Source organism: Streptomyces sp. NPDC042364, assembly GCF_056437585.1.
In genome coordinates this window covers 335,692-361,236 of the sequence record NZ_JBWKAJ010000004.1, presented here as the reverse complement: position 1 = coordinate 361,236, position 25,545 = coordinate 335,692, and the positions used below count along the sequence as shown (strand labels likewise).

The following is a 25,545-nucleotide window of genomic DNA, read 5'->3' as shown; positions in this document are numbered from 1 at the left end:
CTCTTCACTCCAGGTGATTCCCATGACTGACCTGCTCGTGCTCGGCGGCAGCGGCCGCACCGGAACGCACGTGCTCGCCCAAGCCGCCGAGCGTGGGCACCGTGTCCGCGCTCTGGTGCGCAACCCCGGCGCCGTCCAGGCCCCGGACGGCGTCGAGCTGATCCAGGGCACACCCGCCAACATCGACGACCTGCGCAAGGCCGCCCATGGCACGACCGCGGTCATCAGCGTCCTGAACAACGCCCGGGCCTCCGACAACCCCTGGGCCAAGCCGATCAGCCCGCCGCACTTCATGAGCGACGCGGCCCGCGACACCTTGACCGTGATGGGCGAGCAGGGCATCCGCCGGATCGTCCTGACCTCCACCCAGGGCGCCGGAGACGATTGGGACCGGCTCAACCCCGCGGTCAAGGCCGCGATCAAGCTGTCCAACCTCAAGGTCAGCTTCGCCGACCACGACGGCGTCGACCGCCTGGTCCGAGCCTCCGGCGCCGACTGGACCCTCGCACGGGCCGTCGCACTGACCGACAAGCCCGCCAGCGGCCCGCTGAAGGCCGCCGAGACCGGCAAGACCAAGCCGGGGCCCCGGATCAACCGCGCCGACCTCGCCGGCTTCCTTCTCGATGCCATCGAGCAGGCCACCTGGATTCGCAAGGCGCCGTTGGTGTGGAACGCCAAGGGCTGACCCAACCACCTCATCCGTCATCCACCGTCACTGTGACGGCACTTGGAGGAGTACCCATGCCCAAAGTGATCGTGATCTTCGGTGCCGGCCCCGGCCTCGGCGCCTCCGTCGCCCGTCGATTCGCCGGCGAGGGCTTCCGCGTCGCTCTGGTGGCCCGGCGCAAGGACCGCCTCGACGCGCTGGTCGACCAGCTGGGCGGCGAGGGCATCGAGGCGGCAGGCTTCACCGCCGACCTGTCCGCGCCGGAGGAGATCCCCACGGTGATCGAGTCCATCCGCGAGCGGTTCGGCCGGATCGATGTCATCGAGTACGGCCCCATCCCCAGCGTTGGCTTCACCCCGGCCGCGCGGCTCGAACCGGCCACCCTGATCCAAGACATGCCGCTGCTCGTGCTCACCCCGCTGGCCATCGTCCAGGCCGTGCTGCCCGAGTGGACCGAGCGCGGCGACGGCGCCCTGCTGATGACCACCGGAGCGACCGCGGTCCACCCCATGGCCAACGCCAGCGGCGTCGGCCCGCTGATGGCCGCCGCCCGCAACTGGCTGCACTCCCTCAACGGCGAACTCGCCGAGTCCGGGGTCTACGCGGGCACCCTGTCGGTCGCCGCGTTCATCGGCGGTAGCGAGGCTGCGAAGGCTGCCGGGGCGTCGGGGGCCGCGAGCGAGTTCCCCGTCGTAGACCCGGCCGACCTCGCCTCGCTCTACTGGGAGATGTACACCAAGCGCGACCGGGTCGAGGAGGTCTACCCACAGGCGTAACCCCGCTCCGCGGTGGGCCGCCGATCTGGAAACACATTCCTGACACCGACTGCAACACCGCATAGCTGCGCGGCGTGGCGGTGAAAACCCGCTGGCCCGTACGGCACCGCGACGGTCGCGGCCAGGTTGGAGAAACGGGGCCTGCTGCGCCGCGCCCCGGACCTCACCAACCGGCAGCACCCTGGCCGTTCTCGCTGATCCCCGCCCAACCGAGACGAGAACCCTCTCTGGGCATCCTGTGCGAGGCGTACGGCATGGGCATCCTGACCGCTGTCCTGCCGTACCTGAACTCGGCCCAGGCCGCCCACCCCGCCTACCGCCGGAGTCTGGAGCATCTGCGCGAGATGGGCGTTCTGATCGGCGCGTACGAGCCCCACAAGCCCAAGGCCGGCGGCGGAGCCGACCGGTACCGGTGAGAGGAGGCATCGGAACTCCTCGACCCTGTGGTGTCCGTGGCGACGTGATCAGCGCTGTCGTCCCTTGGCCTCCGGAAAGAGCGAGGGCGCGGCCGGGCGCTGCACGGTGTGGCGGGCGTTGGCTGCCTGTGCCTGTGGGCCGGGTGCGTGGCGCTGGCCGAGGCGATGGATGCGCCAGGTCAGGGCGCGGGCGGGGCTGCGGGCGTCGTCCAACGTGCGTTGGCGGACGGCCTGGTCGAGGAGGGCGGAGGCATTGTGGCCTGCCGCCTCCGCTTCGGCGAGCACGGTGGCCAGGGCATCCCAGGCACGGTCGTTGAGGATGCGCTCGGCGTGCTCGGGAACCGCCTGCTGGAGGTGGCGGGCATAGCGGCGCTTGCTCTGCAAACCCGGTGAGCGGTGGGCCAGCCCCACCAAGGCGGGTTCCGCGACCTGCGCGTACGCCGCTTGCAGATGGACCAGGGCCTGTTCTGCTGCCGCTTTCTGCTGGGCGTGCTGGCGGGTGCGGTGCCAGTGCACGGCGTAGGCGACGGCGGTGAGTGCGGCGTCGATCAGCATCGCCAGTCCCGCGCCGTCGCCGTGGCGTACGGGGTCGTTCCAGATCGCCTGGACGCTGCGGCGCAGGGCACGGGCGCTGGCGTGGTCGGCGGCGATGCGGGAGCGAGTGGCCCGCTCGAAAGCCGCGGCGGCTCGTTCCAGCTCGGCCCGTGCTGCGGCCGGGGCGGTGAGGGAGAGCAGGTCGAGCGCTCCGCCGAGCGCTGAAAGGTGTCCCTGGGCCATGCCGTCGCCGCTGTGGGTGAGGTGGTGGGGGATGCGTTCGGTGGCGGCGGTGGCCTGGTGCCACGGGTTGCCCGGTCGGACGGCGACCGCTTCAGGAGCGGTCGTTGCGAGGCGCTTGCGGATCTGGGGCAGGGAGAGGTCGCCGGAGAGAGTGGAACCGGCGTACCAGATGGGTTCGCCCTGTTTGTTGACGTCGCCGGGCAGGCTGACGCTGTAGCCGGACACGTCTCCGGACGGATCTGTCTTCGGCCGCACCACCACGCCGGACGCTTCCAGTAGGCCGAAGAACTCGGGTTCCGTAGAGGCGGCGGCCATGGCGCGGCGGACACGTCGGCGCAGGATCTCGCGAGAGGTGGCGTCCTGACCCAGGCGTTTGGCCTTGAAGTGCTCCTTGCTGGTGGGGCGCTTGGCGGCGGTGCCGTCGCCCGGCTTCAACCGCCTCAGCCCGTAGTCGACTTCGATCTGGCGGGCCTCGCGCTGGACAGCCCGCATGTCGTAGTCGCGCTTGGGGCGGCGGCCGTCTTGGCGGACGAGGGTGGCGGCGATGTGGATGTGGTCGTCGGCGTGCCGGACGGCCACCCAGCGGCAGGCTTCGGTGTCCCCGGCGGGGGCGATGCCGGCGGCGGCCACGATCCGGTGGGCGATTTCCGCCCACTGGGCATCGGACAGGATGGGGTCTTCGGGGGCGGCTCGGACCGGGCAGTGCCAGACCGTGGTCTGGGGAGCCTGGCGGCCGAGCATGACCACGGGCTGGTCGAGCTGGGTGTAGAGCTGCTTTTCCACCTCCTTGGGGTCGCGGTGGGGGCTGCGGCCGGGGTCGGGGGCGAAGTCGTTCCAGGACGCGACCAGGTGCGGGTCGACGTGCTCGTTGGCGTCGCCCTTGCCGAAGAGGTAGGCGATCAGACGGCGGGTGCTGCCCTTGCCGGTGATGATCTTCGGTATCACCGGCCCTGCCGTCCCTCGGTGACCTGGGCGACGGCGGTGTCCACGTCGGCGAGCGACGCTTCGACGCGGGCCAGGAGCCGATGGACGACGTCGGGCTCGGGCCAGGCGCCGTCCTTGTTGAGGTGCCAGGTGAGCTGGTTGAGGTTGTTGCCGAGCCAGGCGAGCTGCCGGTTGGCGGCCATCAGTGCCTTGACCATGGTGCGGTAGTCGGCGATCGCGGCCGTGGGGTCCTCGGCGCGGGCCGCGGCGAGCGACGCCTCGGCGACGTAGCCGCCGATCTGCATACGGCTGAGCGCGGCGGCGTGGGCGAGGTCGGTGAACTCGCTGTCGCTGTAACGGGGGTGGACGCGGCGCTCACGCAGGCGCGGCTGACGCAGGCGGCGCTGTGGCGTCGGCGTCTGCGCGGCGTGCGGCGACGGTCTGGTGTCTCCCGTACAGGTCGGCACCCCTGGGCCGGCCGATCCCGGTGCCCCCTCGGCGCCGGGTGCCTCCGCCACCCCGGGGGCGAAGGCCGGGTAAGGACTCCTTACCCGACAACTTGCTGCGCGGTTGTCTGGGGCGATGGGCGTCTCCTGCTGGTTGGTGTGTTCGTGGTGTCGGTCGTGCACGTGTGGTTCTCCTGGGTGTGTTCGGTGGGGGAGCGCCGCTGAGGCGCCGCGCGAGGGCAGCGGCCGGAGCAGTTCGGCGGTGGTGGGCTGAGGTCTGGACAGGCAGCCGAGATAGGCGCTGTCCGGGCGAGGGCTGCGGTTGAAATGAGAGGGACGGAGACCGGTCCCCAAAGCGCCGCGGTGCACGGTCCCCAGACGTTTGGGGACGAGGATGTGACGCTCATCGGGGACGGTCCCCCTGACGCGTCGTCACGGGGACGGTCCCCTTTCCGCTGCGCGGTCCCGGTCCCGGAGGGGACCGAGGGGGCCGCTGTGGGGACGGTCACCGTTCTGGGGACGCTCTGGGGACGGCATGAAAGGCCCTCTGAGCTGCGGTTTCAGAGGGGACCGGTCCCCGGTGGTCGTCGGCACCGTCCCCGCGACACCGTCCCCAAAGTGTTCGTCGGGACCGTGTACGCGGTGCGGGGACCGACGGTCGTATCCCCACGTAGCCTCCGCGAGGAGCGAAGCCGGTCCCGTTCAGGCGGCTCGGTGTCGGCCTTTCCGGGTAGCGGCGAGATCGACGCGCGACGGGTGGGGAGTGGCTCGTACGGCGTTGCCCCGTGCGGTCCCGTCGGGGCTCGCCCTGCGTTGACGGCACGGGGAGCCCACGGGTGCGTGGCACCAGTCGCATCGGACGCCGAGCGCATCGGGAATGCCCTCGGCGACGGCGGCGTCGCGCGCGGCGCGGGTCGGACGGTAGCGGGCGAGCTCGGCGCGTACGGCCGGTGGGATGCACGACCCGAGCTCGCGTAGGCGCTCCTCGATGTCGCCTGATCGCCGAGCGCCGCATCCGCTACGTGAAGCTCGGCCGCCCTGTGCGCATCCCGGAGAGCGCGATCGCCGAGTACGTCGAGGCGCGCACCGTCGAGCCGGTGCGCCGTGTCCGTGCCCGCTACGGGAAGGCGGCCTGATGGCGGGACGCAAGCCGCAGCGGCGGCGCGAGTTCGGCACGGTGCGCAAGCTCGCCTCCGGCCGGTGGCAGGCCCGCTACATGGGACCTGACGGCCAGCGGTACACCGCACCGGAGACGTTCGAGACCAGGTCCGACGCCCAGGACTGGCTCAACCTCGTCCGCGCCGACATCGAGCGCAACGTATGGCGCGATCCGGAAGCCGCGCGGTCAACTTCGAGAAGTACGCACTCCGTTGGATGGAGGAGCGCGGCCTGGCTCTCACCACCGTCGACCGCTACGACGGCCTGCTGCGCCTGCACCTCCTGCCGACCTTCGGCGGCAAGGACCTGGACGAGATCACCCCGCCCTCCGTCCGCACGTGGCGAGCCGAGCGTCTGAAGGCGACCGGCGCCACCACGGTCGCCAAGTCGTACCGCCTGCTGAAGGGCATCCTGCAGACGGCGGTCGACGACGACCTCCTGCTCAGCAACCCATGCCGTATCAAGGGCGCGGGCAAGGAGGAAGCCGACGAACGCCCCACCGCCACCGTCGAGCAGGTCTTCGACCTCGCCGACGCCCTGGGCCCGCGCTGGCGCCTGATGGTCCTGCTGGGCGCCTTCGCCTCTCTCCGCCCGGAGGAGCTGGCCGAACTGCGCCGTCACAGTGTCGATCTCGACGAATGCGCGCTGCGCGTCACGCACGCATCCCCCGAGCTGACGAACGGCAGAAGGGTCACCGGCGACCCCAAGACCCGCGCGGGCAAACGCACCGTCTACCTGCCCGACTTCCTGCTCCCGGAGATCCGCCGCCACCTCCAGTGGTTCGCCGAGAAGGGACCGGACGGCCTCCTCTTCATCGGCGAGAAGGGCGCCCCCTTCCGCCGCTCGACCTTCGGCCGCAAGTGGCGCAAGGCGAGGACCAAGGTCGGCATGCCGGAGAACTACCGCTTCTACGACCTCCGCCACACCGGCAACACCCTGGCCGCCGACACTGGTGCCAAGCTGAAGGACTTGATGGTCCGCGCCGGCCAGTCCTCGGAGCGGGCCCAGCTGATCTATCAGCACTCGACGGCGAAGCATCAGCGGCGGCTGGCACGCGGGATCGATGCCGAAGTGCGTACCAGGCTCCGCGAAGCCTCGTCAGGGGCGCAGCAAGACGCTCGGGAGGCGTAAGCCTCTCTTGCCTCGTTCGGGGGACCGGCTCTTCCGCCGGCTCCCCCTGCGTGGGGAGGCAGCGAATCGTAAGCGTGCTGGCTGGCTCAATGACCTCCATGCCGCTTTCGGTCCTGCGTCTCCGTACTTCCTGTAGCGTCCTGAAGCGCACAACTGGGATGCTGGGGGTAGAAGATCTCGCGAGAACTGGAGGGAGTGGATCATGGCGTACTCGACTCGTATGGCTGCGGCTCTCTCCGGGGCCACCACCGGGCAGCTGCGCTCATGGCGGCAGGATCGAGGCAATGGACCGATTCTCTGCCCTGAGCTCGCGGCCAAGCCTGCCCTGTACTCCTTCCGGGACGTCCTAGCGCTACGCGCGTTCGCGATCCTCAGGCAAGACGTATCGCTGCAGAAGATCCGCAAGGCACTGGCCACACTGAAGCGATTCGGCGAGTTCGAGCACCTGTCCAGCTATTCGCTGGTCGCTGAGGGCGACTCCATTGTCCTCGTGGGCCATGACAACGACGATCACGCGACGGATCTCGTCAAGCACCCCGGACAGCGGGTCATCGCAACCATGGAGGACATCCTCCAGGAGTTCGCGCCCCGCGCCGGCGTCGTGGTCCCGCACCTGCTGCGGCCGAAGCAGCACGTCAGCGTGGACCCCGAGACGCAAGGGGGACAGCCGGTCATCACCGGCACTCGCGTCCCGTTCGACGCAGTCGCGGAGCTGGTGGAGGATGGCATCCCACCTGAGAAGATCGCCGACTACTACCCCGGTGTGACAGCGGAGGCAGCCCGCGACGCGGTGTCCTTCGCCCTGTACGTGGACAGCTACAGCCCGGGACCGCGCGCTGCCTGATGCGAATCCTCATTGACGAGAACGTCCCGGTACAGATGCTGGAGATGCTCAGGCGGCTGCTGCCCGGGCACGAGGTGCGCCACGTCAGCGAGATCAAGTGGACGGGGAAGAAGGACCTCGCCCTCCTCCCCGACGCCGCGAAGAGAGGCTTCGAAGCCTTCCTCACCAAGGACGGACGTCAGCTGGAAGACCCGTCGGAGACGACCGCCATCAAGAAGTCCGGCATGCACCACATCCGGTTCAGCCATGGTCACAAAGGCATGGCCGGCCTGGGGCTTGCCATGGGTGCTGTGATCGCCGCCATGCCTCTGATCGTCCGTGAACTCGACGCGGCGGAAGGCCAGCAGCTCGTCCACATCAAAGGTCTGAACCCCGGCAGTAAGCAGCGGTTCGATCTGGTTGACCCTGTCAAGGAACCGCCTCGCTACTGGCCGCGATAGTCGCGTCCGGCGACGCTGCTCGAACGAGCCTGGCTGTGAGTGCTACCCCGCATCAACTGCCGGAACGAGCAAGCTGCTTGCTCTGCGGCAGCGGCACCAGATGGTACATACTGCGACTCCGCACCACATGAGGCACAGCTCAGGCGGGGGGATTTTGGGTGGCGTCGTACGACTTACGTCTGCAACGCTGGGCCATGCGTCTATGGGCTCGCCACCGCCTCTGGCTCAGGCGATCTGCCCAAGAGAGCGGCTGGGCAGGACTACGTAAGGGTGAGCTGGACGCGGCCCTGGGGAAGCTGTGCATCCCGGTGGAAGAGGCTGCAAGGGTCCGCGGCATTCTCAGCTCATGGCGTCCGAACTGGGTGGCCTGCGCGGTCGGTGTCGTCGGGGGTTGGATCGCGGCGTGGGCGGGTTGGCGACTATCGCTCGCACTGGCCGAGGCCGGAGTCTCACACCTGCGCTGGGCCTGGGGTGCGCGGGCGATAGAGCACCTTCACTGGACGGCAGAGGATGGGAACACCCCGGCCTTGAGTCTCCTTGACTGGACGATCATGCTCGCGATCATGTCTGGCGTGTTCCTATGGCCCGTGTTCTGGGCCATACGATGGAGCTCGACCGCTCGCTACCGGCTGGTCCTGGCAGTGATCGATGCGGTTGTGGTCGCAGCCAAGGTACGCACTGCACCTCGGGGCAGGGGCAGGGGCAGGGGCAGGGGCCGGTCCAGGGCGCTGCGGCAGTTGGATCAGAGCTGTCGGCACATCGAGAAGCGACTGTTCAAGGTACACAGCATCGCTGGCTCGGTTCCGCGCCGCTCCTCCAGGATCCGGCCGATCAAACGGCATGCCGCGCTGGTCGCCGGGGTGCAGCGGGTGGCGCTGCACCAGGTGGACGTCGACCCGGAGCCCGCGCTGACCGATTTGGCACGGCTGCAGCTCGTCATCGCCGAGAACCATTTGTACGGCCGACAGGCGGCGCTTCTGCCCGTCGAGCTGCTCCAAGATGTCCGGCCCGTGTCGCGTCTGCGGAACACCTGGCGCGAGTCGGCCCACGTCGCCATGGCGATCCTCGCGGCCATGGCTGCGGCAGCCGGCGCCGCACGCGCCCTGCCGTCGATGGGGGTGGCAGAGGATGTGCGTCCGTGGCTGACCCTTGGGGCAGCGGTTCTCGCCGCCACGCTGGTGGCCGGCTGGGGGCGAGTCACCCGCATCCTCGAACTATTTCCTGCCTGACCTGAGCGGCCCCGGCCCAGCACGGCCACGCGGGTCCTGGGGCAACTGTGGCTTTGCTTAGGTGACTTCGCAGGTCCGGCTCTCAATGGTGACCCAGGTCACACGAAATGCGTCTCACGATTCGGGACACCTGGCGGCTGAGACTCCCGAAGCGGCATTGGAGGGCCGCGGAAAGGGCTCTCGACCTGCACTTAGGGCACGCCAAGGGCACGCCACCCCCAAATTGGACTAGACAACAAACAACCCCCGGGCCAACGACCTGGGGGTTCGAAGTGGAGCGGGTGACGAGAATCGAACTCGCGCTCTCAGCTTGGGAAGCTGATGTTCTACCATTAAACTACACCCGCGTAAGACGCCGGTCGGTGCCGGTGTCGGAACGCTTCGTTACTTTACCTCATGTCGGGCCCCGCGTGTTGATGACGTGGGGCCCGGGTCTGTTTCCGGCGTGGGGACGGGGCTGCGGGGTACGGCAGTTGGGGCGTACGGTGGACGCGCGGAGGGGGGTCCGTGTGGGGCCTCCGGTGGATCGGAGTGCCGCCTGGAGGGCCGTCCCAATCATCCCGTAATGTGGCTTTCGTCGTCAGGTCGGCGTGAGGTCGGCCATCAGACGCGGCTCTTGGGGAAGGGACTCTTGGACTTGATGGAGCGCACCGTCGTCCGTTGTGCCGATGGGCACGTGTTCAGCACCGCTTCGTTCCCGATGCAGCAGGCCGAGCGCCTCGGCCCCGGTCGGCTCATCCGTTGCCCTCGTTGTGCCCGGCTGCGCAGCGTCGTGCCGGTCGCCTTGGAGAGGCGGTAAGCGGTCGGCGGTAGGACCACCAGCAGTAGCAGTCAGCAGGGGCATCGACCCGCAGTGGTAGGGGTGCGGTGCCGGCTCGGGTAGTTGTGAGACGCGCGGTTCCCCGCCCGAATGCGGAGGGTCCGCGCGTCTTGCGTATCCTCGGGGCGTGCTTCTCTCAGACAAGGACATCCGGGCCGAGATCGACGCGGGACGGGTGCGGATCGATCCGTACGACGAATCCATGGTGCAGCCGTCGAGCATCGACGTGCGGCTCGATCGCTTCTTCCGGGTGTTCGAGAATCACCGGTATCCCCATATCGACCCCTCCATCGAGCAGGCGGATCTCACCCGGCTCGTGGAGCCCGAGGGTGACGAGCCGTTCATCCTGCATCCCGGGGAGTTCGTTCTCGCCAGTACCTACGAGGTCATCACGCTGCCCGATGATCTCGCCTCCCGGCTCGAGGGCAAGAGCTCGCTCGGGCGGCTCGGGCTCGTCACGCACTCCACCGCCGGGTTCATCGACCCCGGGTTCTCCGGTCACGTGACGCTGGAGCTGTCGAATCTCGCGACGCTCCCGATCAAGCTGTGGCCCGGCATGAAGATCGGGCAGCTGTGCATGTTCCGGCTCAGCTCGCCGGCCGACTTCCCTTACGGGAGCGAGCGGTACGGGTCGCGGTATCAGGGGCAGCGGGGGCCGACCGCGTCCCGCTCCTTCCTCAGCTTCCACCGGACGCAGGTGTGAGCGTGTCCCCGGTCCGGGAGAACCTCACCTACGAGGCGTTCGGCGCCGCCGTGCGCGAACTCGCGCAGACCATCGCCGACGACGGGTACGAGCCCGACATCATCCTCTCCATAGCCCGCGGCGGTGTCTTCGTCGCCGGCGGCCTCGCCTACGCCCTCGACTGCAAGAACATCCACCTGGTCAACGTGGAGTTCTACACCGGCGTCGGTACCACCCTGGAGATGCCCGTCATGCTCGCGCCCGTGCCCAACGCGATCGACTTCTCCGACAAGAAGGTCCTGATCACGGACGACGTCGCCGACACCGGCAAGACGCTCAAGCTCGTCCACGACTTCTGCCTCGACGCCGTGGCCGAGGTCAGGTCCGCCGTGATCTACGAGAAGTCCCACTCCCTCGTGAAATGCGAGTACGTGTGGAAGCGTACGGACGAGTGGATCAACTTCCCGTGGAGCGTCTTGCCTGTAGTACGTAAGTCGGGGGAGCCGGTCACGCCGTCCAAGGAAGCGCTCTGACCTGGTTCGTTGCGACTGGGAGGTAATACGGTCAGGGGCCGATCCGGTGTGCGGTGTCCGCTCGGTGCCGTGGTTCCCCGTGGTTCCCCGTGGTTCCCCGCTGGGTCGGGCACGGACGGGGCACGCGCACCTTCTGATCCGTAGCTCTACACGCGACCGCGGGCAGGAAGTCTGTCCCGCCGGCTCCTTCATTGACCGCGTGCAGCCGTACCTTCCGGCCCGTCTGTGGCACACCGGGCCGTCACCAGGTAGCCCGCGAAACTGACGTCCTGCCTGGCCTTCGCCCACCCGTCCGCCTCCTTGACCGGAACCAGCACGGTCGTGCCCGGAACAGGGTGGTTCACCGTGTCCGTAGCGCCCGGGGGTACCCCGTAACGGCAGTGCACCTCGGTGATCGACATCACCTCCACCGAGGTGGGTGCGCGGCCCTGCTCCTGGCCGTGATGCTCCTCGCGGAAGTCGATCTCATCCGCACGTTCGCTGCCAACGACGTCGGCGTAGTCCTCCGGATCGACCTCCAGCAGCGTCCAGGAGACAACGTCCCCTGGTGCGAAGTTCTGTCCGCAGCACTGGATCTGCCAGTCATCGACCCAAATCGTCAACGTCATGCTGCCAATTGTCCTCCGAAGGTCCTGAGCGTATCGGGGCCTCGCGGATGATCTACGACATCCGCTTTAGGGGTTCGATCCGAGCCCTCTCTGGCTGCGGCCTTCGTCCTGTGCGACGGCCGGACAGAGACGCTGGTGTATGCCGACGTCCGGCGTCGTTGATGTCATCCGGACTGGCAAGGTCGAAGTCGGTTGCCCACGACCTGCCAGGGGAAAGATCCCGAGTGCATCTCAGTGAGTCGGAGGGGGCTGCTCATGAGCGGTACATCACGGTCGCGTCACGACGGGACAGAGTCGGGGTCGCCGCCCGAGCGCGGCTCCGATCGTTTCAGCGATGGTCCCCCTGATCCCCTCGCCTCGCTGCTGGCCAAGGTCAACAGGGGGGAACACATTTCGACTCCTGGGGACAACGCGGACGGCGAAGACCGCGACCCCCATGACGAGGAATGGCGGGAACACGATCGCCACGGTCCCTATGCGCAGGGACGTCGCCGGAGGAACTAACGCTCAGGGCGGAGTCCCCGTCTGCGGCGGCTCAGGCGGCGCTTGTCGTGGAGTGTGCTGCCTCCGGTGCAGGTCGAGCGAGGGACGGAAGGAGAACAAGCAGGCGGCTGTTCGGGGGGTCCCAGTCGGCTGCGGGCCGGATCGTAGATCAGCTCGGGCCGTTGCCCTCGCATCAAGTGAGTGAGGGGCTCCCCGCCGGTCGGCGGGGAGCCCCTCACTCGTGTGCGCTCGAAGCGGGGTGCCTCTGTCTAGAACGTGCCCAGCTTGATCAGGGACAGGATCGCCACCAGCTGGATCGCCGACGCGCCCAGCGCCTTCGGCCACGGGAGGTCGTGGGACTTGGAGACCATCAGGGTCATCAGGGCGCCCGCGGCGACCCAGGTGATCCAGCCGAGGATCTGGACGAACGGCGCGTCGCCGCCCGCGAACATCGCCACGACCAGGCGGGGCGCGTCCGTGAGCGCCATGATCAGCATGGAGAGGCCGACCGTCGGCTGCCAGGCGCCGTCGCCGCCGAGCTGGCGGGCCAGGGTGTGGGTGACCACGCCCAGGATGAAGGTGCTCAGCACCATCGTCACCGCGGTGACGAGGACGATCGGCACGGCGTTCGACAGCGTCGCGTTGATCGCGTCCTCGCGGGCCGTGTCGAAGCCGAACACGGCGAGCAGGCCGTAGAGGAACATCACGATGAGGGCGGGGCCCCACACCGCGTAGTCGCGCATCACCAGGAACGTCTGGTTCGGGTTGGTGACGATGCCCTTGAGGAGGGCCTTCCAGGGCAGGCGCGGGCCGACCGGGGCCGCGGGGGCGTGCCCGGAGCGGTAGGTGTCGCTCTGGTGGTAGGGGTCCTCACCGACGGCGAACATCTGGGTGTGGCCCGGGTTGTTGGCCGCGTACGGGTCCGCGCCGGCGCCGCCGTGGTGGTCGCCGCCGTCGCCGAAGTACTCCGGCTCGCCGTGGTTCCCCTGATGGCCCTGCGGCCCGTAGTTGCCGGGGCGGCCGCCGTGCGTCTGGGGCCAGCCCTGGTTGCCGCCCCGGCCGCCGCCGTACGGCGGTCCTGGGGGCGTCTGGGGATAGCCGTACGACGGGCCGCCGGCCTGCGGGGCCTGCTGTCCGTACGGGGGGTTTTGCGGTCGCGCTTGAGGAGCGCCGTTGTCCCGGCCGCGTCCGATCCTGAATCCAGCCACGTCATCGAACGTACCTGGTCCCGGCGAGCGGTGTGCGGGACCGGGGGCCACCGGCCCGGCTTTGCGGCCGAGCTGTGACATCCCCTAAGGGATCGTCAGGTACTCGGGTCGGAGATCGCGCTCGGGGATCATCCGTAAGGCGTCAGGGGAGTTGTCGGGGGGTGGGGGTGTCGGGGGTGGGGTGTCAGGGGGTTCGGGGGCAGAGGTCGGCAGGGGTGCCGGTGGGCTGGGGGTGCCCGGGGGTGCGGGGCCGGGCGGGCGGCCGGGGCCGGGCCCGGACGGCCTCCCGGCCGGGCCCGGCTCAGTGGCTGATCACTGGTGCCGGCTGATCGCTGGGGCTCAGTGACTGCTCAGGTACCTGCCGTAGGACAGGGCCGTCGACGGGGACGGCAGGCCCAGCTTGGACGGGGTGAGGGCGTACGAGCCCGTGACGGAGGTCTTCGGGAGGAGCCAGACACCGCCGGAGCCGCCGTTCTCCCCGGGGGCGCCCACCGCCGTGTCGGGGATGCCGTCCTTGTTGTAGTCGCCGGTCGCGACGGCCGCGCCGAAGGCGTCGCCCGTCTCGGCGGTGCCGGGGACGCGGGGGCGGTCCTGGTGGTACTGCACGGACGTGGCCTCGCCGAACGGGTCGACGATGCCGCTGCTGTGGCCGAGCAGGAGCGTCGCGGCGCCGGCGCGGGCGCGGGAGCCGATGGCCTCGCCGGGGGCGCCGGCGATCAGGTCGTCGCGGCCGTCGCGGTTCCAGTCCAGCACGGCGAGGGAGGCGCCGAAGCGGTCGCCGTTCTCGGCGACGCCGTACACGCCGACCGTGTCCTGGTTGAGGGTCTGGGTGCGGAAGCCGAAGGAGGACGGGTGGCCGTAGAGGATGTGGATGCCGCCGCCCTTGAAGTACGACTCGGGGCCGCACGGGTCGTCGATGTTCTCGTCGGCGATCTCGCGGCACTCGCCGAGGGCCAGGTCGTCCAGGCCGTCGCCGTCGAAGTCGCCCGTGGCGAGGGCGGAGGCCGCGCCGTTGCTGGCGTTCCAGAAGTTGTCCATGCGCCGCTCGGTCGGGTCCCAGGTCCACAGCCGTACGTGCGACTGGGTGTAGGGGGCGTTGATCGTGTGGAAGGCGAGGGCCAGGTCGTCCGTGCCGTCGGCGTTGAAGTCGCCGGTGGCGAGGACGGGGGCGCGGCCACCCATGGGGGTGGCGAGGACGGTGGTGGTGACGAGGTCCTCGCCACCGTCGACGACGGCGCGCAGTACGACCTTGTCGCGGCCGCCGACCACGATGTCCCGGCCGCCGTCGCCGGTCACGTCTGCCGCGGCGACCGACCAGCCGTACGCGGAGCCGGCGGAGGGGCCGACGAGGGCGTTCGATCCGGGGCGGGAGCTGCCCTTGCCGCCGCCCACGACGACGACCACGCCCGCGTCCGTGCCGCGGCCGGTGACGTCCTCGCCGGGGGCGCCGACGAGCAGCTCGGCCACGCCGTCACCGCTGAGGTCCTCCAGTGCCACGGCCGCGCCGAAGCGGTCGCCCGTCTCGGGGCTGCCGGGGACCTCGGCGGTGGCCTGGCTGATGCGGATGCCGCCGTGGTTGCCCGGGCCCTTGGCCCCGCCCCAGAGGACGTGCACGTAGCCGGCCTTGGCCTTGCCGTTCACGGTGGCGTCGGGGACGCCGACGGCGAGGTCCGCGTAGCCGTCGGCGTTGAAGTCGCTGGTGACGGGGGAGGGCTCGGGGGCGGCGAGCGCGTGGGGGGCCAGTGCGAGTGCGAGTGCCGTCGTGGCCGAGCAGGCCGCGACGGCGGCGGCCAGGGCGTACGTCCGTCTGTGCACGAGGGGCTCCAGGTGGGTGGCCGGATGTCGGCAGATGGTGCTGGTTCACCTGTTTGACACCTGGAGGCCGGGTGGGGTTGTGCGGTTGTGCTCCGTTTGAGGGGCCGGGTGCCGGGTGCCGGGTGGCTCGGGGGGGCACCGGCCGTCGGCGGGCGCGGGTGCGGGCGCGTGTGCGGGGCCGGGAGCGTCGTGGAGCTCGCGCAGTTCACCGTACTCAGGGAAGCGCGAGCGCTCCGGGCTCTTCGTCCGGCCCCTGCGTCAGGACCAGAACTCCGCTTCCTTGTCCATGTCCTCCTGGCACTCGTCGATGTCGGTGATCTTCTCCCCGACGATGCGGAAGATCAGGCAGCCGTTCTGCTCTATCCGCTTGCCGCCGCGTTCGGCGGTGTAGCGGTGTACGGAGACGGCGTGGCCCCGGCCGTCGACGCACACATGGCTCAGTTCGACGTTGAAGGTTCCGCCGGTCTCGTCGAAGAGCCGCTGGTAGAGCTGGATCATCGAGTCCTGGCCCTTGTGGTCGCCCGAGAGCATGTGGCTGCCGGGGACGTGGTGTGTGCAGTCCGCCGCCATCAGGCCGCGGAGGGTGTCCATGTCGCCACGCGAGAACGCTTCGTAGCCCTTGCGGACGAGGGTCGCGTTGGGGTGCTCAGCCATGACGGGTCGCCGGCTTTCCCTTTTGTGGTGATTGATCCGATAGGGAAATTATCCGCGCGGGAGGGTGGCATCGCGAGTGCGCGTGCCGCTGTCCGCGTGTACGCGCTCCTTTGCGAGCGAAGAGCCCGGCGGGTTCGTGCGCCCCATGCGCCGCGCCGGGCTCTTCGTACTCCTGTGCAGTCCGCGTGGCCGTGGGCCGGTCGTTACTGCAGCATGCCCGGGATGATGTCGCCGTTCACCGACTGGGCGCCCGCGGTCGTGATGCCCTTCGACGAACCCCGCAGCAGGACCGAGCCGTAGTTCGCGCTGATGTACAGGTCGGCCTTGCCGTCGCGGTCGGTGTCGCGGAGGCGGACCGTGTTGCCGAAGGACTCGTCCGCCAGGTCACCGGGGACGCCGGCGGTGTCGCGGGCGAACCACTGGGCGCCCGTGGTGGTGAGACCGGACTTGGAGCCCTGGAGGACGTGGACGGCGCCGGCGTAGGGGTGGGTGCCGAGCTTCTCGCCGTACGCGCCGATGGCCAGGTCACGGTAGCCGTCGCCGTTCACGTCGCCGGCGGAGACGGACGCGCCGAAGACGTCGTGGGCCTCGGGGGTGTCCTTGATGCCCTTCGTGGCCTGGGTGAAGCGGGCCGTGCGCGACGACGGGCCGGTGGCACCGCCGTACCAGACCGTGACGCGGCCCCGGTGCCCGTCGTACAGCGGGGTGCCGATCGCGAGGTCGCCGTAGCCGTCCTTGTCGAAGTCGGCGATCACGCCGTCGCCGCCCCGCTCGGCCTGGCCGCCGTTGCCCTTGACCGATTCGAGGCGGAGGGACTTGCCGGGGTACAGCTTCGCCTTGCCGCCCTTGATGAACCAGGCGTCGGACCCGATGAACGTGTCGGTGACGACGTCGCCGATGACGACCAGGTCGGTCTTGCCGTCCTTGTCGATCTTCCCGGAGACGACGGCGGTGGAGTAGAACGACGAGGTGTCCTTGTCCAGGACCGTCACCGAGCCCTTCACACCCGACCTGGTGATGGCGCCCCGGTAGACGTACGTCTTGTGGTCGCGGACGATGGCCAGGTCCTGGTTGCCGTCGCCGTTGAAGTCGCCCGTGGCGAGGTCGGTGGCCAGGCCGGACGCGCCCTTCGCGCCCTTGTTCGGCAGGGCCGTCCCGCCGGACAGGCCCTTCGCGCCGCCCCACAGGACGGTGACCGTGCCGTTGTCCCTGTACGAGCCGACGTTCTCGCCGTTGGCGGACACCGCGAGGTCGCCGTAGCCGTCCTTGTTGAAGTCGGCGGCCGTGCGGACCTCGCCGAAGAAGTCGTCCGTCTCGTCGGTTCCTGGGACGCCCGCGCCGGACTGGTCGATGAACTGCGTCTTCGTTCCGGGGCCGTCGGCCGTGCCGAACGTGACCAGGACACCGCCGCCCTTGCTGGACCCCTCCGGGCCGTAGGAGAAGACGGCGTAGTCGCGGTGACCGTCGCCGTTGAAGTCGTCGGCGTGCTTGGCGGGGGCGGCGGTGGCGGGAGCGGCGGTGGCGAGGGTCAGGAGGCCGCCGGTCAGGGTGGCCGCCGTGGCTGCGGCCAGGGCGGTGCGGAGGGGGCGCTTCATGAGGGGTTCTTCCTGAAGAGGCTGTGAGGGGCGATGAGATGCGTCGGCCGGGCGGCCGGGTGGTCGGGTGGTCGGGCGGCCAGGGCTGGTTGCCGTGGTGTGCTTGCGGATGGAGGGGGCCTAGGGATGTCGTCGGGGCGCGGCCGCGGGCCTGCTCGGGGTCAGCCGTGCAGGGGCGCGCCGAAGCCCGGGGTGCCGGTGGTGGAGATGCCGAACTTCGCGGGACCGTAGGTCCTGGCTCCCGACGGGGTGGCCGACTTGAGCCACCAGATCGCGCCGTCGCCCGCGTTCTCGCCGGTCCCGGCGACGGTCAGGTCGGCCCTGCCGTCCTTCGTGGTGTCGGAGAGGAGGACGCGGGCGCCGAAGCGGTCGCCGTACTCGGCGCCGTCGGGGACGCCGGAGGTGGACTGGGAGAGGGTGCGGGCGCCGGTGGGCAGGTAGCCGACGCTGTCGCCGCGCAGGAGGGTCACCGTGCCGGTGTCCTCGGCGCCGCCGAAGGACTCGTACGGCGCGCCGACGGCCAGGTCGCCGTAGCCGTCGCCGGTGAAGTCGCCGATGGCGACGCCGCCGCCGAAGCCGTCGCCGGACTCCGCCGCGCCGGGCACACCTGAGGCGTCCTGGGTGATCGCCGTCATGAACTGGCCGCTGACCCACTGGGACTCGGGGGCGCCCAGCACGAGCGTCGCTCTGCCGCCGAGCGCCCCGGAGGGGTCGGCGGCGGGCTCGCGGTGGTTGCCGATCAGGATGTCGGCGCGGCCGTCCCCGGTGACGTCGCCGACGGCCGAGACATAGCCGCCCGGCACGTACTCCATCCAGTTCAGGAAGTCGATGAAGCGGGTGTCGGCGACCGCTGTGAGCGAGTCGTCGGTGCCCTTCTTGCGGCCGTGGACGACGAGGCTGTCGAAGCCCTCGCCGTTGATGTCGCCCGCCGACAGGTACTCCACGCCGTACGCCGGGTCGTACGGCTTCGGCGCGTTCGCCATCGACGCGGCCCGTACTCCTCCGTCGGCGCCGCCCGCCTTGGTGTACGGGCCCTGGAGGACGGTGAGGTCGACGGCGCCCCTGCCGCCCGTCGCCACGTCGGTCCTGCCGTTGTCGTCGAAGTCGCCGATGGCGAGGGCCTGGCCGAGACGGTCGGTGTCCGAGCCGCCGCCGAGCAGGGTGAGGGCGCCCGACAGGCCGGACCTGCCGCCCCAGACCACCTGGACCATGCCGTCGTCGGTGTCACCGTCGCGGTCCTCGCCCGGTGTGCCGACGACCAGGTCCGCGTAGCCGTCCCTGTTCAGGTCGGCCGACGCCACCGCCGTGCCGAAGCCGTCGCCGGTCTCGGCGCTGTCCGGTACGCCGGTCGTGTTCTGCGTGAGGAGCTTGTACCTGGCCGTGCCCGGGCCCGTGGAACCGCCGTGGACGACCGTGACCGCGCCTGCCTTCGCCTTGCCGCCGACCGCGGCGGCGGGGGCGCCGATCGCCAGGTCGCGGTGGCCGTCGCCGTTGAAGTCGTACGGGGTGGCCGTACCCGCCGCGTGGGCGGTGGGCGCGGTCAGCGCGAGCATGCTCGCGAGCAGGCCCGCGGCCAGGAGGAACGGACGAGTGCGCAAGAGGAACTCCATAGGGGAGCCGGGGCCCGCGCCACCCGGGGGCGGGCCCAACTGCAGTGTGCCGTAAGGCATGTGACGAAGACGTACCGTGTGAGAGGAGGGGCGTGAGAGGTCTGCGAGCAGAAGACCCTTGGCGGTACCGGAGGGTTGTACGGGAGTTCGGTCAATTCCCGGTCTGTCTCCGTCAGCCGCCCAGTGCCGTTCCGAGCGCCGGTGCGCCGGAGGTGGACACCCCCACCGCCGAGGGACCGAAGGACTTCGCCCCCGAGGCCGTCGCGGACTTCAGCCACCAGATCGCGCCGTCGCCCGCGTTCTCGCCGGTCCCGGCGACGGTCAGGTCGGCCCTGCCGTCCTTCGTGGTGTCGGAGAGGAGGACGCGGGCGCCGAAGCGGTCGCCGGACTCGGCGGTGCCGGGGACACCGGAGGTCGACTGGGTGAGGGACCTCGCGGAGGCGGTCGTCAGGCCGTTCGCCGAGCCGTACAGGACGGTCACCCCGCCGGCGGCGAAGGACTCGCCGGGGGAGCCGATCGCCAGGTCCGCGTACCCGTCGCCGTTCACGTCTCCCAGCGAGACGCCCGTGCCGAAGGCGTCGCCCGCCGTCGCGGTGCCGGGGACGCCCGACGTGGCCTGGGTGTAGGCGACCTCCTTGCCGGTGGAGTCGTCCACGGAGTCCGTCACGGCCTGCCCGTACACCACGGTCACCCGGCCGCCGAGCGCGCCGGCCGGGTCGGCGGACGTCTCGCGCGGGTTGCCCACGACGATGTCCGCGTGACCGTCGCCGTTCACGTCGGCGACGGAGGAGACCCGGCCGCCGGGGATGTACTCCAGCCAGTAGCCGTAGTCGCCGTTGCCCACGGCCGTGAGCGCGTCGTCGGTGCCCTTCGCGCGGCCGTGGATGACGAGGCTGGCCGAGCCGTCGTTCTGGACGTCGCCCGCCGAGAGGTACTCGACGCCGTACGTCGGGTCGAACGGCTGCGGCGCGTACGCCAGGGCCGTGGACAGGCCGCCGGTGAAGTCGCCCGTCTTCGCGAACGGGCCCTCCACCAGGGCGAGATCGAACTTGCCGGTGCCGCCCACCGCAACATCGGTGTCGCCGTCGCCGTCGAAGTCGCCGGTGGTGAGCGCCTGGCCGTGGCGGTCCGCCTGGTCGGGGTTGTGGTCGACGAGGGTGCGGGCGCCGGACAGACCGGAGGCGCCGCCCCAGACGATCACGACCGTACCGCCGTCGGTGTCGGTCCCGGTGTCCTCGCCCGGCGCGCCGACCAGCAGGTCCGCGTAGCCGTCCGTGTTCAGGTCGGCCGACGCCACCGCCGTGCCGAAGGCGTCACCGGCCTCCGCGGAGCCGGGCACTCCGGAGGTGTTCTGGGTGAGCAGCGTGTGGGCGCCGGGGCCGGTGGAGGTGCCGTACACCACCGAGACGGCACCGGCCTTCGCCTTGCCGCCGACCACGGCACCGGGGGCGCCGATCGCCAGGTCGCGGTGGCCGTCGCCGTTGAAGTCGTACGGGGCGGCCGCGCCCACCGCGTGGGCGGGGGCCGTCAGGGTCAGGGGGACCACACCGGCCGCGAGGAGGGTCGCGATCGCCGTGGCGGTACGGATACGCATGGCTGTTCTCAGGTCCTCAGGTCGAAGAAGGTGGGGGAGGGGGGCCGATCGTCACGGGGCGGGGGTCCGGCCGAAGCCGGCCTGTCCGGTGAGGCCGACGTCGCGGGTGGAGCCCGTCTGCGCGCCCTTCGGGGTCAGCCCCGCTGCCGTGCCGCGCAGGACCCGGAGGGCGAGCCGTACGGCAGGACCACCGCACCGGCGCTCTGCCGGCCGGCCACGGCGGCGTCGTCGGCGCCGATCGCAATGTCGCGGAAGCCGTCGCAGGTGAAGTCGTCTGCCCGTCCGACGGGAGCGGTGGCGGCCGGTGCCACCGGGAGCGTCGTCAGCAGGCCGGAGGGGAGGGCGGCGGCGAGGAGGAGGGTGCGCGTGCGCGAGAAGGCTCCCGGAAGGAGAAGCGGGCCCGCGTCCTCACCCGAACGCGGGCCCGACTCGAAGAATAGGTACGTCAGTTGGCCGCGTTCGCGCCGAACATCGGCTGCCCGGTGGTGGAGACGCCGACCGCGGACGGGCCGAGGGAACGGGCACCGGACGTGGTGATCTTCGTGCCGTTGGACGGCAGGTAGAGCAGCGAGCCGTTGTAGTCGTTCTCGCCGTACGAGCCGACCGTGAGGTCCGCCTTGCCGTCACCGGTGACGTCGGTGAGCTTGACCTCGCCGCCGAGCTGGTCGTCCGTCTCGTCCGTGCCCGGGACACCGGCCGTGGACTGGGCGAAGTACTGGAGACCCGAGGTGGTGTTCAGGCCGGAGACCGAGCCGTACAGCACGGTCACCGCACCGGCGTTGACGACACCGCCGAGGTTCTCGCCCGGGGCGCCGACGACCAGGTCGGTCCTGCCGTCGCCGTTGATGTCGCCGAGGGAGAGCTCGCTGCCGAAGAAGTCGCCGCGCTCGGCGGAGCCGGGCACGTTGCCGCTGTCCTGCGTCACCGCGACCGTGGTGGCCGGGCCGTCCGCGGAACCGTACAGGATGTGGATCTTGCCGCCGGTGGACGAACCGGGCACGCTGGGCTCGCTGCCGTCCTTCGACGGGTCCCAGTCCTGGCCGGTGACGATGTCGCCGTAGCCGTCGCCGTTGATGTCGCCGATGCCGGTGATGACACCGCGCCTCAGCTCGCGCACACCGCCCTGCGCGCCCAGGCCCTCGGGGGAACCGGGCACGTACCAGTTGGTGTTGTAGCGCCAGTAGCTGTCGGTCTCGAAGCCGTCGACCACCAGGTCCGTGCGCTTGTCGCCGTTGGTGTCGCCGGCGGTGAGCATGATGGCGCCCGCGTCGTTGCCGGAGACGATGTCCAGCTTGATGGCGTACTGGTCGCCGAACGAACCCGACTTGGTGATGCCGCCACCGATGACGAACACCTCGTTGGACGAGGTGCCGATCGCCAGGTCCTCGGTGCCGTCGCCGTCGAAGTCGCCCGAGGCGAGCGACCGGCCCCACCGGTCGTGCGACGAGGGGGCGAGGTCCTTGACGGTGGTGGCGCCGGACAGACCCGAGGCGGACCCCCACACGATCACGACGGTGCCGCCGTCGGCGTCGCCGGCCACGTCCTCGAGGGGCGCGGACACGGCGAGGTCGTCGTAGCCGTCGCCGTTGTAGTCGCCGTACGCGCTGGACCAGCCGAACCAGTCACGGGCCTCGGCGTCGCCGGGCACGCCCGAGGTGTTCTGGCTGACGGTCGTGCGCTTGGTCGAGCTGATACCGCTCGCCGAGCCGTACAGGGCGACGATCTGCCCGGCCTCGGATTTGCCGCCGACCGTGGCGAGGCCGGCCGAGTACGCCACATCGCCGTAGCCGTCGTTGTTGAAGTCCGCCTTCGGCTGGTGGACCGAGTCGGCCGCCGTCGCCGTCGCGGCCGAGAACATGAGCAGACCGCCGGTCAGCGCGGCCGCGGAGGCCGTCGCGAGGGCGAGTCGCACGTGCTTGTGCATGCGGGGATCTCCTGCTGCATGCGGGACGCCTGGCCGGCGTCCGCGTCAATGGGGTGCCCTTCCTGTCCGCGTTCGCCCGGAGTTCGTCGGCGGTTCACGGGGAAGTCGGCGAACAGGAGACCACCGGAGGTACGGGAGGGTTGTACGGGAGTTCGAGAAATTTTCGGGGCCGGTGGAACCGATGGGGCGCAGGGTCCCTCTTACCTGCTTGCGCACCCCGCACCCCGCACCCCGCACCCCGCACCCCGCACCCCGCACCCCGCACCCCGCGCGCCTTACCTGCCGAGTACCGCCCCGTACCCGGCCGCTCCCGTCAGCCCGAGCTTCGCCGGTGTCAGGGACACCGCGGGGAGGCGGGGGCCGTCGCCGGCCGACGGCCGGTACCAGAGGGCACCCGTGGCGGCGTTCTCGCCGGGCGCGCCGATCACATGGTCGTCGTACTTCGCCGTGTCGAAGTCGGCCGCCGTCACCGCGGACCCGAACAGGTCGCCTTCCTCGGCCGTGCCGGGCACCCCGGCGGAACTCTGGGTGAAGGCCGGCCCGGTGAACACCCGGTCACCGCCCGCCTCCAGCTCCCAGTAGGCGCCGGCGCGTGCCGCCGACCCCACGGTCTCGTGGCTCGCGCCCACCAGCAGGGAGTCGGGACCGCTGCCGTCGAGGTCGACGACGGCCAGCGCGGCGCCGAAGTTGTCCTCGGCCTCCGCGGTGCCGCCCACGTTCGGGGAGGACTGGGTGGTGCAGGTGACCTCGCCGCCGAGCGTGGTGCCCGGCGCCCCGTACACCGTGGCCAGGGCGCCGCCGAGCCGGTCCGCGCAGTACGCGCCCTCCGCCTCGGGGTTGGGCAGTACCTGGCCGAGCGCCAGGTCCGTACGGCCGTCGCCGTCGAAGTCCCCGGCGGCGAGCGCGGCGCCGAAGTCGTCGGCCTGCCAGAGTGTCGTCCAGCCGCCGGGGGCCAGGGCGCGGACGCGGGTGCCCGAACTCTCCAGGCCCTTGAAGGTGACGGCCAGGTCGTCCTTCCCGTCGCCGTCGAAGTCCGCGCTGGTCAGCGCGCGGGCGTCACCGAAGTCGTAGCCCTCGACGAGCCTCGTGGGCGAGGCGGTCGTGAGCGGCCCCGGCCGCAGGACCGTGGCACCGCCCTCCTCGCCGCTCACGGACAGGACGAGGTCCCGGTCGCCGTCGCCGTCGTAGTCCCCGGCGGTGACCAGCCGCCCGAGCCGCTGTCCGGGGCCGCCCTTGGCGACCGTCAGCCCCGACCTGAGCCCCTCCGCCGAGCCCCACAGCACATACGCTGCGCCCTCGTGCCCGTCGGCGCGGACCTGCTCGCCGGGTGCGGTCACCGCGAGGTCGGTGTACCCGTCCGCGTCGAAGTCCGCCGCCCGCACGGCGTAGCCGAACTGGTCACCGGCCTCCGCCGTGCCCGGTATGCCGCCGCTCGCCTGGTCGATCCTGGTGCTCCTGCCGCCGAGGCCGTCCGCGGAGCCCCACAGGACGTGCACGAAACCGGCCTTGGCGTGTCCGCCCGCGGTGCCCGCGGGGACGCCCACCGCGAGGTCGGCGTAGCCGTCGCCGTCGAAGTCGCTGCGCACGGACCCGGCGGCACTCGCCGGGGGCGCGACGAGCGTGGCGAGGCCCAGCCCGGCGACCGTGACGAGGACGGCGGTGGGAAGGGCTCTTCGTCCGCCGAGCGGCAGGGTGCCGCGGCGCCTGGGGGTGGGGGTCACGGGGGCTCCAACGTGTCTGGAAGTGGCGGGAGTCGGGGCGTGGGATGGGTGGACGCTAGCGGAGGATCGTGCCGAAGGCGGGGTACGGGTTGCCGCCCATGCCGAAGTCGATGGCGCTGAACGACGTGGCGTGGGACGTGGTGAGGCCGGAGGCCGTACCGCGCAGCACCCAGACCGCGCCCGCGTCCTGCGCCGTACCGATGTCCTCGCCCGTCGCGCCGATCGCCAGGTCGGCGCGGCCGTTCCCGTTGATGTCCTTGAGGCGGACGGCGGAGCCGAAGGCGTCGTCGGTCTCGGCAGCGCCGGGGACGCCGGGGGTGGCCTGGTGCCATGACGTGCCCTTGCCCAGGCCGCTCGCGGACCCCTTCAGCAGGACGACGTCGCCCACTCCCCGCACCCCGTCGACGGTCTCGGCGGGCGCGCCGACGGCCACGTCCGCGTAGCCGTCGCCGGTGACGTCGCCCGCGGCGACCGAGCCGCCGAAGCCGTCCCCCGGTTCGTCGGTGCCCGGGACGCCGGTGCTCGCCTGGCTGTACGACCGCGAGGGCCACCCGTCGGCGCCGAGCCCTCGGTCGTTGCCGGGCCAGACGGTGATCCTTCCGCCGGTACCGGCCCCCGGTTCGCCGAGGACGAGGTCGCTGTACCCGTTCCCGTCGAGGTCGCCGGCGGCGAGCCGCGGTTCGGTGACGACGTCGGTCGCGGCGCCCTGGAAGAGAGGCCGGTAGGAGTAGCCGATGTCGCCGGCGCCGCCGCGCAGACAGCCCGCGAAACCGTGGCCGGCGGCGTCGGTGCCGTGGAGGACGTAGTCGCTGCCGGAGCCGTTGGAGAAGTGCCCGCCGAGGACGCCGTCGAGCCGGACGCCCTCGGGCAGGAACTCGACCTCCGGGCCGCGCGCGGGCCCGTCCGGCACACCGTCGGCGTACCACCGGAAGCGGTTCTCGGAGACCACGACCAGGTTGCCGGCGGCGTCGCCGTCGAGGTCGGCGAAGGAGGCGCCCTCACCGAAGCGGACGTCCTCGCCGCTGGGGGCGTTGAGGACCATGCCGCCGGTGCGGAAGCCCCGGGCGCCGCCCCAGAGGATGGTGAGGGAGCCGTCCGCCCTGCCGTCGACCTTCTCGCCGGGCGCGCCGACGATCAGGTCGGCGTAGCCGTCGTCGTTCACGTCACCGCTGGTCACGTTCTCGCCGAACTCGTCCTCGGGTTCGAGGGCGCCGGGCACGCCAGGGGCGTTCTGGGTGAGGGTCACCGACCTCGCCGCTCCGGTGCCGGCTCCGGAGGAGGACCCGAACGTGACGGTGACGGCGTTGGCCTTGGGGGTGCCGATGACGAGGTCCCGGTATCCGTCGCCGTTGAAGTCGTCCCTCAGCCCCGGCGCGGCGACCGCGCTGCCGGCCATCGGCAGGGCGAGCCCCGCCACCGCGAGCGCTCCCGCACCGGCGGCCACGGCGAACTTCCTTGCAAGCACGGATGACCTCCAGGAGGACGGTGTT

The 25,545-nt window shown here is 71.0% G+C and carries 21 protein-coding genes, 1 tRNA gene and 3 pseudogenes; 10 read left to right on the top strand and 15 right to left on the bottom strand.

Going from position 1 to position 25,545, the window contains the following annotated elements:
- Positions 1–22: 22 nt before the first annotated feature.
- From AC067N_RS11070 to AC067N_RS11060, 3 genes and pseudogenes are all read left to right on the top strand, one after another.
- Positions 23–685, top strand: a complete 663-nt coding sequence (locus AC067N_RS11070; RefSeq protein ID WP_478678586.1) for an NAD(P)-dependent oxidoreductase — start codon at positions 23–25, stop codon at positions 683–685.
- Between the two features lie 56 nt (positions 686–741).
- Entirely contained in the window at positions 742–1,443 is a 702-nt protein-coding gene (locus AC067N_RS11065; RefSeq protein ID WP_478678585.1) for an SDR family NAD(P)-dependent oxidoreductase, read from the top strand.
- Between the two features lie 224 nt (positions 1,444–1,667).
- A pseudogene (locus AC067N_RS11060) lies at positions 1,668–1,859 on the top strand (flavoprotein); the annotation flags it as partial.
- A gap of 48 nt (positions 1,860–1,907) precedes the next feature.
- On the opposite strand, the gene AC067N_RS11055 reads toward AC067N_RS11060, so the two are convergent.
- From AC067N_RS11055 to AC067N_RS11045, 3 genes are all read right to left on the bottom strand, one after another.
- A complete protein-coding gene (locus AC067N_RS11055) occupies positions 1,908–3,581 on the bottom strand; it encodes a relaxase family protein (RefSeq protein WP_478678584.1) in 1,674 nt (557 codons plus the stop codon).
- Entirely contained in the window at positions 3,578–4,027 is a 450-nt protein-coding gene (locus AC067N_RS11050; RefSeq protein ID WP_120054378.1) for a plasmid mobilization relaxosome protein MobC, read from the bottom strand. Before AC067N_RS11050 ends, AC067N_RS11055 begins: the two co-directional genes overlap by 4 nt.
- A 681-nt stretch (positions 4,028–4,708) precedes the next feature.
- Positions 4,709–4,963, bottom strand: coding sequence for a zinc finger domain-containing protein (locus tag AC067N_RS11045; RefSeq protein WP_478678717.1), 255 nt, complete (start codon positions 4,961–4,963; stop codon positions 4,709–4,711).
- A 35-nt stretch (positions 4,964–4,998) separates the two neighbouring features.
- Here AC067N_RS11045 and AC067N_RS11040 point away from each other — a divergent pair.
- The 5 genes and pseudogenes from AC067N_RS11040 to AC067N_RS11020 form a co-directional block, all read left to right on the top strand.
- Positions 4,999–5,142, top strand: a pseudogene (locus AC067N_RS11040) (excisionase family DNA-binding protein); the annotation flags it as partial.
- Positions 5,142–6,295: pseudogene (locus AC067N_RS11035) on the top strand (tyrosine-type recombinase/integrase). The pseudogenes AC067N_RS11040 and AC067N_RS11035, both read left to right, overlap by 1 nt.
- A gap of 202 nt (positions 6,296–6,497) precedes the next feature.
- Positions 6,498–7,139, top strand: a complete 642-nt coding sequence (locus AC067N_RS11030; RefSeq protein ID WP_037706733.1) for a DUF433 domain-containing protein — start codon at positions 6,498–6,500, stop codon at positions 7,137–7,139.
- Positions 7,139–7,579 (top strand): DUF5615 family PIN-like protein, encoded by a 441-nt coding sequence (locus AC067N_RS11025; RefSeq protein ID WP_364905259.1) that lies wholly within the window; start codon positions 7,139–7,141, stop codon positions 7,577–7,579. Before AC067N_RS11030 ends, AC067N_RS11025 begins: the two co-directional genes overlap by 1 nt.
- Positions 7,580–8,130: 551 nt before the next feature.
- Positions 8,131–8,808: a hypothetical protein gene (locus tag AC067N_RS11020; protein WP_478678583.1), complete on the top strand. Its 678-nt coding sequence runs from the start codon at positions 8,131–8,133 to the stop codon at positions 8,806–8,808.
- Between the two features lie 273 nt (positions 8,809–9,081).
- Here AC067N_RS11020 and AC067N_RS11015 read toward each other — a convergent pair.
- Positions 9,082–9,155 (bottom strand) — tRNA-Gly (locus tag AC067N_RS11015).
- Positions 9,156–9,755: 600 nt separating this feature from the next.
- On the opposite strand from AC067N_RS11015, the gene dcd reads away from it, so the two are divergent.
- Both dcd and AC067N_RS11005 read left to right on the top strand, forming a co-directional pair.
- On the top strand, positions 9,756–10,331 hold the full coding sequence (gene dcd / locus AC067N_RS11010) for a dCTP deaminase (protein ID WP_478678582.1): 576 nt from the start codon (positions 9,756–9,758) through the stop codon (positions 10,329–10,331).
- Positions 10,328–10,843 carry a phosphoribosyltransferase gene (locus AC067N_RS11005; RefSeq protein ID WP_478678581.1) on the top strand — a complete coding sequence of 172 codons (516 nt, stop codon included), beginning with the start codon at positions 10,328–10,330 and terminating at the stop codon, positions 10,841–10,843. The genes dcd and AC067N_RS11005 overlap by 4 nt, the downstream gene beginning before the upstream one ends.
- A gap of 188 nt (positions 10,844–11,031) precedes the next feature.
- On the opposite strand, the gene AC067N_RS11000 is transcribed toward AC067N_RS11005, so the two are convergent.
- The 11 genes from AC067N_RS11000 to AC067N_RS10950 all read right to left on the bottom strand — a co-directional run bounded on the left by AC067N_RS11000 (position 11,032) and on the right by AC067N_RS10950 (position 25,520).
- Complete coding sequence (locus AC067N_RS11000) at positions 11,032–11,451, bottom strand: DUF6578 domain-containing protein (RefSeq protein ID WP_478678580.1); 420 nt, start codon at positions 11,449–11,451, stop codon at positions 11,032–11,034.
- 752 nt (positions 11,452–12,203) lie between these two features.
- The gene (locus AC067N_RS10995; protein ID WP_478678579.1) at positions 12,204–13,223 is read right to left on the bottom strand and encodes a Yip1 family protein; all 1,020 of its coding nucleotides are present in this window, start codon (positions 13,221–13,223) and stop codon (positions 12,204–12,206) included.
- Between the two features lie 258 nt (positions 13,224–13,481).
- On the bottom strand, positions 13,482–14,957 hold the full coding sequence (locus AC067N_RS10990) for an FG-GAP-like repeat-containing protein (RefSeq protein ID WP_478678578.1): 1,476 nt from the start codon (positions 14,955–14,957) through the stop codon (positions 13,482–13,484).
- A 258-nt stretch (positions 14,958–15,215) separates the two neighbouring features.
- The gene (locus AC067N_RS10985; RefSeq protein WP_478678577.1) at positions 15,216–15,611 is read right to left on the bottom strand and encodes a nuclear transport factor 2 family protein; all 396 of its coding nucleotides are present in this window, start codon (positions 15,609–15,611) and stop codon (positions 15,216–15,218) included.
- Positions 15,612–15,814: 203 nt separating this feature from the next.
- Positions 15,815–17,206, bottom strand: a complete 1,392-nt coding sequence (locus AC067N_RS10980) for an FG-GAP and VCBS repeat-containing protein (protein WP_478678576.1) — start codon at positions 17,204–17,206, stop codon at positions 15,815–15,817.
- 161 nt (positions 17,207–17,367) lie between these two features.
- Positions 17,368–18,804 (bottom strand): FG-GAP repeat protein, encoded by a 1,437-nt coding sequence (locus AC067N_RS10975; protein ID WP_478678575.1) that lies wholly within the window; start codon positions 18,802–18,804, stop codon positions 17,368–17,370.
- A 184-nt stretch (positions 18,805–18,988) separates the two neighbouring features.
- Positions 18,989–20,410: a hypothetical protein gene (locus AC067N_RS10970; RefSeq protein ID WP_478678574.1), complete on the bottom strand. Its 1,422-nt coding sequence runs from the start codon at positions 20,408–20,410 to the stop codon at positions 18,989–18,991.
- Positions 20,411–20,544: 134 nt separating this feature from the next.
- On the bottom strand, positions 20,545–20,721 hold the full coding sequence (locus AC067N_RS10965; protein WP_478678573.1) for a hypothetical protein: 177 nt from the start codon (positions 20,719–20,721) through the stop codon (positions 20,545–20,547).
- A 134-nt stretch (positions 20,722–20,855) separates the two neighbouring features.
- On the bottom strand, positions 20,856–22,334 hold the full coding sequence (locus tag AC067N_RS10960) for an FG-GAP-like repeat-containing protein (RefSeq protein WP_478678572.1): 1,479 nt from the start codon (positions 22,332–22,334) through the stop codon (positions 20,856–20,858).
- 275 nt (positions 22,335–22,609) lie between these two features.
- Positions 22,610–24,055 carry an FG-GAP-like repeat-containing protein gene (locus AC067N_RS10955; RefSeq protein WP_478678571.1) on the bottom strand — a complete coding sequence of 482 codons (1,446 nt, stop codon included), beginning with the start codon at positions 24,053–24,055 and terminating at the stop codon, positions 22,610–22,612.
- Between the two features lie 55 nt (positions 24,056–24,110).
- Positions 24,111–25,520, bottom strand: coding sequence for an FG-GAP-like repeat-containing protein (locus AC067N_RS10950; RefSeq protein WP_478678570.1), 1,410 nt, complete (start codon positions 25,518–25,520; stop codon positions 24,111–24,113).
- Between the last annotated feature and the right edge of the window lie 25 nt (positions 25,521–25,545).